The 9261-nt window shown below is 40.6% G+C and carries 10 protein-coding genes; all 10 read left to right on the top strand.

Annotated features, from left to right (window positions below):
* Positions 1-621 (top strand): proline iminopeptidase-family hydrolase (locus tag ACEW8O_RS07000; RefSeq protein ID WP_373493906.1); only part of this gene is annotated, 621 nt, incomplete at its 5' end.
* A 196-nt stretch (positions 622-817) separates the two neighbouring features.
* The gene (locus ACEW8O_RS06995; RefSeq protein ID WP_373493905.1) at positions 818-949 is read left to right on the top strand and encodes a hypothetical protein; all 132 of its coding nucleotides are present in this window, start codon (positions 818-820) and stop codon (positions 947-949) included.
* 258 nt (positions 950-1207) lie between these two features.
* Positions 1208-1444, top strand: coding sequence for a hypothetical protein (locus tag ACEW8O_RS06990; protein WP_373493904.1), 237 nt, complete (start codon positions 1208-1210; stop codon positions 1442-1444).
* Positions 1445-2059: 615 nt separating this feature from the next.
* Entirely contained in the window at positions 2060-2605 is a 546-nt protein-coding gene (locus ACEW8O_RS06985; protein WP_373493903.1) for a fasciclin domain-containing protein, read from the top strand.
* Between the two features lie 93 nt (positions 2606-2698).
* Complete coding sequence (locus ACEW8O_RS06980) at positions 2699-3088, top strand: STAS/SEC14 domain-containing protein (RefSeq protein WP_373493902.1); 390 nt, start codon at positions 2699-2701, stop codon at positions 3086-3088.
* A gap of 40 nt (positions 3089-3128) precedes the next feature.
* A complete protein-coding gene (locus ACEW8O_RS06975) occupies positions 3129-3290 on the top strand; it encodes a hypothetical protein (protein ID WP_373493901.1) in 162 nt (53 codons plus the stop codon).
* Positions 3291-3409: 119 nt separating this feature from the next.
* A complete protein-coding gene (locus ACEW8O_RS06970) occupies positions 3410-5305 on the top strand; it encodes a sensor histidine kinase (RefSeq protein ID WP_373493900.1) in 1896 nt (631 codons plus the stop codon).
* A 462-nt stretch (positions 5306-5767) separates the two neighbouring features.
* Positions 5768-6091: a GYD domain-containing protein gene (locus ACEW8O_RS06965; RefSeq protein ID WP_373493899.1), complete on the top strand. Its 324-nt coding sequence runs from the start codon at positions 5768-5770 to the stop codon at positions 6089-6091.
* 208 nt (positions 6092-6299) lie between these two features.
* Positions 6300-7634, top strand: coding sequence for an APC family permease (locus ACEW8O_RS06960; RefSeq protein WP_373493898.1), 1335 nt, complete (start codon positions 6300-6302; stop codon positions 7632-7634).
* 74 nt (positions 7635-7708) lie between these two features.
* Positions 7709-9261: arylsulfatase (locus ACEW8O_RS06955; RefSeq protein WP_373493897.1), on the top strand; the 1553-nt coding region annotated here is incomplete at its 3' end.

The raw sequence follows: 9261 nt of genomic DNA, 5'->3' as shown, positions 1-9261 counted from the left end.
AAGGATAATTTTTATCTGCTCGGTCAATCTTGGGGCGGAATTCTGGCCATGGAATATGCGCTAAAATACCAGGATAATTTAAAAGGCTTAATTATTTCAAACATGGTAGCAAGCCTACCTGAATACGAAAAATATGCATCCGACGTATTGGGGCCGCAATTGCCCGCTGATGTTTTCAAGGAAATCAAAGAATTTGAAGCAAAGGAAGATTTCGGTAATCCCCGGTATGCTGAATTGGTCCAACAACACTACTACACCCGGCACGTCCTGAGAAAACCTTTGGAAGAATGGCCTGAATTCATTAACCGGACTTTTAAGCATCTCAATCCAAATATCTACATCTATATGCAAGGATACAGCGAATTTGGAATCACCGGAAATGCCAGCTTGAAAGGTTGGGATGTATCTGCAAGACTCGGAGAATTAAAAATACCAACCTTAATGCTAGGAGGAAAATACGATACCATGGATCCCAAATATATGGAGTGGATGAGCACCCAAGTGCAAAAAGGCCGGAGCGTCACCACCAATGGAAGTCACATTTCCCAATACGATGATGCTGAAGGCTATTTCTCCGGATTGATAAAATTTATTAAAGACGTCAATGAGGGTAATTTTTAATTAAATGAATGCAAAACTGGCAAGGTGGAGGAATCCACTGCAGTACCCAACAGCAACCGAAAAGAATAACCAATTGAACTTACAATAATAAGAACGGGAAAGCCAATGATCGAACCAATTTGGCAAAGCTCCCGCTATCCCCGAGTTTGACCTAACAAAAGCCAAAGCCGAAATCGAAGAGGCTAACCGAAATTTAATGGCCTATGTAGCTGCGGGCGATTCAGCAGGGATCGCAAATCTTTACACAGCAGATGCCAAGCTAATGTTTGCCGGAAAACCGGCTGATGTTTTACTACAGTCTATGAATTTCCTGAGGATGAAGTTGTAGAAATCTTAAAAAAGTATGGGAGAATAAAAAATTAACGTAGTAATACTTTGAATATAGCTTATGCTGGTTAAGTCTCTTAAAACCAGGTTTTCGTCTCATATCCAAAATAAAAATAGGTCTTTGAAAACCGCCACAAGTAATATACTTGACCGTTGTGCATAAGCTGAAAAATATTTTAAGCCGATAAAAAGAAATAGGTAAATTAGCTAACGCTGGACATGTTGTGATACCCTTAATTACATTTAAACAAACACCAAAATGAAAAAATCTATCTGCTCAATATTGATTCTTATTGCCTGTGTGTTTGTTAACAATTGTATTTCAGATAAACAAGAAAATAACCTGGAGGCTAATCGTGATGTTGTGAAGAATTATCATCGGGTATGGAGTGACGGAAAGGTATCGGAATTGGACAAAATATTGGCCCCCGATTTTGTCTGCCACTTTATAAACGGATTGGAGTGGAAAGGAATTGAAGGAGCAAAAATAATTTGAATTTGGACAATGTGATTGTGACAGGCTTTTTGCGGGGGCGCAAATTGCTACGAATATAGGCCTTGCCCAAAACAATTCTGAGTATCCAAATAAACTTGATGAAGGCATTACCATCACAGGCATCATAAACTTTTCGGGTCCTGTGGATGGATTGGATTTGATTAAAAAGGATTTTTGTAGAACACGAATACGACTTTTTCAGACAAGCGGGTAAAGCCCTTTTCACTCCTGAGGAGTATGAGTCCAAAAAAAATATTGCCATCTATGAACCGATCACCTACTTTGACCAAGATGATCCACCCATTTTTCTGTGGCAGGGAGCTTTGGATGATCAGGTTCCTCCAGTAACATTTGAGCAGTTTTTTCCTAAGATGAGAAAGGATAAAGACCTTAGGATGTTTGTACCCAACGGAAAACTCAGCCCTAATCGGGAAGAGTTTGAAAAGTCATATGTTGAGATATTTAAGTTTTTAGATGAATTATAAAAACCCCTAATTGAATGTGAAACAGATCGTTTCAGGATCAACCTTGAAAGTTTCAAATCCCTATGGCCTGACCCAATTTATAACAATAATGATGCTTAGGTGGTTATAGCTTGTGTAAAAAAACAAAAACATGAAAAATCTAAAATTATTATCATTATCGATTGCATCACTTGCTTTATCATTTATGGTAAGTTGTGGTAATGCTCCCAAAGAAGACAGCAGTGAAACAACAGTTGAAGTAGTGGAGGAAGTCCCTGTAGAGGCTCCAAACACTGTTGTTGATATTGCTGTGGGTTCTCCTGACCATACTACCTTAGTTGCAGCAGTTTCTGCAGCTGGTTTGGTAGAAACATTAAGCGGCACAGGACCTTTTACAGTTTTCGCACCAACCAATGCCGCATTTGCAGCATTATCTGAGGGAACAGTGGATACTTTGTTAAAGCCTGAAAGCAAAGACCAATTGACTGGGGTTTTGACTTATCACGTGGTAGCCGGAAATGTGATGGCAGCGGATTTATCAGATGGTCAGATCGTCAAAACTTTAAATGGACAAGATCTGAAGGTTTCAATTAAGGAAGGAAAAGTCATGATCAATGGCGCCAATGTAATTGCTGCTGATCTAGTTGGAAGCAACGGCGTGGTTCATGTTGTTGATTCGGTTATATTGCCAAAATAATTGTTAAAAATTTGAGATTTACTAAAACCTGCCGCTTGGCAGGTTTTTTTGTTTTTTCAAAAACCCTTCTTCTGCAAATGGGTTTCAACATACATGGAAACTTACGCAATCATTGACGAATCCGGATTTCCGATTGTTCGGATCCGTTTTACAGGCAATAAAAGCACTGATCAAAACTTTCAAACTTACCTGGCCCAAACCAAGGCCTGTTATCGGTTCAGCAAGCGATTGGCTATAATTTTCGATGCTTCAAAAGCGGGCATACCCTCACTTTCACATCAAAAAATGCAAGCTGATTGGCTCAGGGAAAATAAGGAACTGATGATAAATTATTGCGCGGGTACTGCCTACATAATTCCCAACGCAGCCATTCGAGCCCTCTTAAAAGTGATTTTTTCATTCCAAAAGCAACCCGTCCCTTATCAGATTTTCGAAATTGAGCCAGAAGCGGAAGCATGGGTGCAAAGTCTGGTTCTGAAATAGGCTAGTAAGTTTTTTATTAGAACCCTCTTTAATTATTATCTTGAAAAAGTGGCTGGAAGAAAATAATACTATGCTCGGTTTATCCCCATTTAAAGAAATGCATGCTATCCTTACTGATGTAATGGATGATGGTCAAGTAGATATCAAAGAAGAAAAGGAGCTTAAAAAATATTTTTTGGAAATATTGAAAATGGAAGTGTAGAAAAGCCATGGACTGGTCGACTCCCTTTGTTTTTGTTTAAATGGTATTTTACATTAAATTCATAAATCTTCTATACATAAAATTTTGATTTTAAGCTGTTAAATCACCAACTAACACCCATGAATCGTTTTGTTAAAATATTATTGCTCCTATCCATTTGCTTCTGTCAAGGTGCAATAGGACAAACCGCTGAAATAGATAGCCTCAAGCAATTATTATCTGTAGAACAACAAAATGATGAGAAAACTGAACTGATCAGGAGTTTGGTGAATCTTACCACTAATGTCAATTTAAGCTTAGGATTAGAATACGCCCGTATGGGGGTAGCCCATGTTGATAAAATAGAGAATAAAACAGCTCAACCCGAATTCTATGAAATGCAGGGTCGTATCCATGCCAACCTGCTTGAATTGGACTCCGCAGCTTTTTATTTTGACAAAGCCATGCAGGGGTATAATGCCATCAACAATAAAAAAGGACAAGCCACTACTTGGTTTAAAATAGGCTGGTTACACAAAAAACGGGGCAAATTGGATGATGCCATGCAGGCCGACCTAAATGCCCTTGCCCTCATGGAGGAGCTTGATGATAAGCTCGGAATTGCAGGGGCCTATTCGCGTCTTTCCGAAGATGTCTCCCGACAGGGCAGACAGGAGGAAGCTTTGGATTGGGCAATTAAAACCATTGACATCTGCGAGAAGAATGACTTACAAGACGAATTGGTATATGGGTACACCGCTGCCGGCGCTGCTAGCATAGCCATGTATAAGCATGAAGATGCATTGTATTATTTTGACAAAGCTTATGACCTGGCAAAGTCACTGGATTTCCCTGGCATGAACATGTGCGATTTTATGAACAACAGGGGCAATGCCCTCAAAAGGCTGAAAAGATATGATGAAGCATTGGCCCAATATGAAGCTACGCTCGCTCTAGCGAAACAAACCAATTACAATAACGCCATTCACACAGTAACTGCTAACCTCGGTGAAGTAAATCTACTTTTGGAAAATTACGGGGATGCCCTACCTTATCAATTGGAAACGGTCCGTTTACAAGAGAAAGATGGGGACTTATCGAATCTCACAGAGAACTATGGCCATATCAGCACTATTTACGAAAAGCTGGGAGATTACAAGGAAGCTTTGGCCTACCAAAAGAAAGCAAGAATAATGCGCGATAGTACTGCCAATAAAGAAAGTGATGTTGCCATGAGCGAAATGCTGACCCGATACGAAACCGGAAAAAAGGAAGCCACTATTGCAGCGCAGGAAAAGCAGCTTTCCCAACAACGGTTGGTCCAATGGCTTAGTGTTGGTGTAGCAATACTGCTAACCGGCTTTTTGGTTTTTGGGTACCGCAGTTACAAGACCCGTACCCAAGCTAACCGCTTGCTCGCCGCCAAAAATGCGGAAAACGAATTGCTGTTAAAAGAAATCCACCATCGGGTAAAAAACAACCTTGAGGTAGTCAGCAGTTTGTTGGCCCTACAATCAGCACAGATAGATGACCCCAATACAAAAGATGCCATGCAGGAAGGACAAAACAGGGTGCAGTCCATTGGCATCGTGCATCAAAAACTCTATCAGGGCAGCAATCTTGGAGCCATTGAAATGAAAGATTATTTTATCAACCTGGGTGAAAGTTTGATCGGATCTTTTGGTGCGGAAAAGCGGGTAACCCTTGAATGTGCCATGGATAACCTTGATGTGGATATTGACACCGCTGTTCCACTTGGGCTAATTGTTAATGAATTGCTGACAAATACGCTAAAATATGCCTTCCCTGAAGGACAGCAGGGCAAAGTTGAAATCACCCTTCATAAAAATACCGATGGTGTACTCCAGTTACAGGTAAGCGACAATGGAGTGGGCAAAAGCGGACAAACAAAAGGCACTGGTTTTGGCGGGCAATTGATCTCGCTCCTTACACAGCAATTAAATGGCACCATGCAGGAAGAAGTAAAAAATGGTACGCGGATATCATTTGCCTTTAAACCTGCAAAGGCTGCGTGAGCTGAATGCACAGTTCTTGGATTGGCTTTGGTACTTTTTAGAAAGGTTTCATGAAGAGTTTAATTCCTTTTATAAGATATTGTGTAGGAGCTCTTAACAAATAAATCGAAATTTAATCAATCACAATTGAAACTACGGTTCAAATTGAATCCCGATCTCTCCACCCCCACACCCCCGGAAAGAAATCCTGTTCATTGGGGAAGAAATCCATTCACTTCGTCCTAAATGGTAAAGCTGAAACCATTTCTTTTTTTACATTAACATGTTGGCTCATCCTATACTTTTGTTTCGGCAAGTGTATAAGACATAGCAGACAATTAAAGAATCCACCCAGGAATAATTTTGATAATTCTTAAACCCATTATTTAATATCTACAAGCTAAAGTGGAGCCTAGAAACCACTCAAATAAACAGGGCACATCCGAAAAGCCATAAGAGTAGGAAAATGTAAACTATCAAACCATGAAAAAGTATTTAGTTAAAGGTAGGTATACCTCTGATGGAACAAAGGGCTTAATTCAGGAAGGCGGCTCTTCACGTAAAATGACTATTGAGAAAATGTTGGCAGAAATGGATGGCAAAGTGGAGTCATTCTATTACGCATTTGGTGAGGATGATGTATATCTAATTGTAGAACTCCCTGATGATATTTCCGGAGCGGCTGTTATATTAAAAGTTAATGCTGCAGGGCTGGTTAGAATCTCCATGACAGCATTATTTTCACCGGCAGATATAGACGCAGCATCCAAAAAAACTGTCAATTATAGGATTCCTGGGGCAAAATAACCATCAACAGGAGTTTGTTCAATAAAAGTTTTCTTCTCATTTATTACAGATAATTGAGATTAATCGGAACCTATAATACAAATCTGTGGAACAGGTCAAATTCGGATTGGAAGAATTTAAAACTGAAAAGATGCAGACTTTTTGGTATCTGATCCGAATTCCCTTTTTGAAATTAATAAATTTAATATTTTCCTTAATTCTTGGCTGAATGTATATTATAAAATTAAAATCAAAGGATCAGGAAAATGAGGGTTTAAATAGGACAGTTGGCGTGTGGGGGCTTTCGGCCAATATTGTCAATATCATAGTGGGTGCCGGTATTTTTGTTTTGCCTGCCATCATTGCAGAAACCATGGGGGCTTCCGGGGTATTGGCTTACCTTTTTTGTGGATTGCTGATTGGATTGGTCATGCTATGTTTTGCAGAAGTGGGAAGCAAGGTTACCCATTCCGGAGGGTCCTATACCTATGTGGAGACGGCATTTGGACCATATCCTGGGTTTTTGGTTTCAATATTTTTCTTGATGGGCAATGTATTTGCAGATGCTGCAGTTTCGAATGCCCTTGTTGAAATTTTGGGAATTGTATTTCCGCAATTCAAAAATCAGTATGTCAGGGTATTGACCTTGTTTTTGATTTTTGCAGGCTTGGCCACACTCAATGTGGTAGGAGTCAAACAAGGAATCGGCTTGGTCAAAATCAATACAGTCGCCAAATTGATTCCGCTGTTTTTGTTGATAACTATTGGCTGGAAAGATGTACAATTGACCAATTTATACTGGGAATCAACCCCAACTATAAAACAATTTGGCGAGGCTTCACTGATTTTGTTTTTTGCTTTTCAGGGAGGCGATGCCGGATTGACTATAGGAGGAGAAATCAAAAATCCTCAAAAGACTGTTCCAAGAGCGATTTTTATAGGGATTTCCTTCGTTCTTTTTCTTTATATCATGATTCAATTGGTTTCCCAGGGAGTTTTGGGCAATGAATTGACCAACTTTAAAGAAGCACCTTTGGCAGAAGCTGCTAAAGTTGTTTTTGGTCCCATAGGCTATACCCTTCTTTTTGTCGGAACAGGAATATCCATGTTTGGGATGATCAGTGGGTCAATCCTTAATAGCCCAAGAGTGCTTTTTCGATTGTCCCGGGATGGGGTGATTCCTTTTAGCAGATTGGCTTCCATACATCACCTATTTAAAACTCCATATTTGTCGATATTGCTTTATGCATTACTGGGTTTTACCATTGCCTCTATAGGTGGCTTTAGGCAGCTTGCCGTTATTGCTACTTCAAGCATGCTATTGGTATATTTTGGGGTATCGCTTTCAGTCCTCCGACTTCGAAAAATGAAGGCTTTGGATAATGGGGGTTTCAAAATCCCTTTTGGTTACACCGTACCACTTCTTTCAGCAGGAATCATTCTTTTTTTCCTATCCAATTTGACAGGATTCGAAATAAGGGGAATGCTGATCTTGATTGTAATATTGACGGTAGTTTATTTCTCTATAGGGTTGTATAAGAAATGGAAAAAGAATAATGGTTAGATGATTATATAAAACCTATCGGAAAATACTTAATTAGCACTACCTATTCTACTCTTGTAAAAAAAGATTCACAAATGAACTATATAATCAGACCAATTATACTCAACACTATTTTTGGAATCCTTTTTTCCTGCCAAAAAGAAATACCGCCCCCTAAGCCTCCCAATATCCTCCTGATTATGGCAGACGACTTGGCCTATGCGGATTTAGGATCCTTTGGAGGAGATATTTCTACCCCAAATTTAGATCAATTGGCCAAAGAGGGAATTCGTTTCAGCCGCTTTCACACTGCCCCATTTTGTGCGGTAAGCAGGGCTATGTTGCTTTCGGGTAATTTTAACCATGTGGCCGGTATGGGTTCACAGGATTTGGTCACGGGTGTGCCCGGATATGAAGGGCAACTCAGTGACCGGATTGTTCCTATCCCTGAACTCCTTCGCTCGGCAGGCTACCACACTTATATGGCCGGAAAATGGCATTTGGGAGGTACTCCTGAGGCCAATCCCGCAAACAAAGGTTTTGAAAAATCCTTTGCAACTATGGAAGGTGGGGCAAACCACTACAGCGAAAGAGGTATTTTCCCGAATACACCCATTTCGATCTACACTGAAAATGGAGAAGAAGCCAATTGGCCAGAAGGGGCCTATTCCACGGATTTTTATACGGACAAACTGATATCCTATCTCAATGCTGACAGCGAAGATGGACAACCCTTCTTCGTTTTTGCCGCTTATACTTCCCCACATTGGCCGCTGCAGGTAGATGAAAAATATTGGAAAAAATATGAGGGCCGATACGATGCCGGTTACGAAGTCCTTCGCGACAAAAGACTGGAATCACTCAAAAAAGCCGGGATGATCCACCCATCAGCGCAAACACCTCCCCTTCATTCAAGGGTCAAACCCTGGGATTCGCTTTCTCCCGAAGAACAGAAGAAGGAAGCCCGAAAAATGGAGCTCTATGCCGGCATGGTGGACAACTTGGACTACAACATCGGGCGTTTGATTTCCCACTTAAAGGAAACTGGCCAATACGAAAATACCCTGATTGTATTTCTGTCCGACAATGGGGCTGCTGCAGAGGATTTCTATTACCATGACTATTTTGGCCCATTTCTCCGGGATAATTACTCAGATGCCTTAGAAGATATGGGAAAGGAAAACTCCTTTATTTCCTATCGTCCACAATGGGCAGAAGCAGTTGCTTCCCCTTTCAAATACTTCAAAGGCTATACCACCGAAGGGGGAATGAATGCCCCGATGATTATCTCGGGATCGGGAGTCAGCCCAAAAGACCAAATCAACGATCAATTTCTTAGCATCATGGATCTGGCCCCGACTTTCTACGAACTCGCTGGAATAACCTATCCGAAAACCTGGAGAGGAAAAGAAATAGCCACATTAGCGGGAAGTTCACTGCTACCTGCTTTAAAAGGAGACCCAACTCCCATCCATGATTTCACTTATGTTTTTGGCTTGGAACATCAGGGCGATGCGATGCTCAGAAAAGGGAATTGGAAGCTTTTGAATACTGAAAAACCTTTTGAATTGAAAAACTTCGAGCTATATAATCTGGAAACTGATCTCTCCGAACAGCAGGATATGAAAGATGCACACCCTGAAAAATA

The organism is Aquiflexum sp., assembly GCF_041749095.1.
Taxonomy (GTDB): Bacteria; Bacteroidota; Bacteroidia; order Cytophagales; family Cyclobacteriaceae; genus Aquiflexum.
The sequence above is the reverse complement of the archived record's forward strand: the minus strand, read 5'-3'. Positions and strand labels throughout refer to the sequence as shown.

Coding starts and splice junctions, on each gene's coding strand:
- ACEW8O_RS06995 (WP_373493905.1), top strand. CDS start 818: ATGGCCTATGTAGCTGCGGGCGATTCAGCAGGGATCGCAAATCTTTAC.
- ACEW8O_RS06990 (WP_373493904.1), top strand. CDS start 1,208: ATGAAAAAATCTATCTGCTCAATATTGATTCTTATTGCCTGTGTGTTT.
- ACEW8O_RS06985 (WP_373493903.1), top strand. CDS start 2,060: ATGAAAAATCTAAAATTATTATCATTATCGATTGCATCACTTGCTTTA.
- ACEW8O_RS06980 (WP_373493902.1), top strand. CDS start 2,699: ATGGAAACTTACGCAATCATTGACGAATCCGGATTTCCGATTGTTCGG.
- ACEW8O_RS06970 (WP_373493900.1), top strand. CDS start 3,410: ATGAATCGTTTTGTTAAAATATTATTGCTCCTATCCATTTGCTTCTGT.
- ACEW8O_RS06965 (WP_373493899.1), top strand. CDS start 5,768: ATGAAAAAGTATTTAGTTAAAGGTAGGTATACCTCTGATGGAACAAAG.
- ACEW8O_RS06960 (WP_373493898.1), top strand. CDS start 6,300: ATGTATATTATAAAATTAAAATCAAAGGATCAGGAAAATGAGGGTTTA.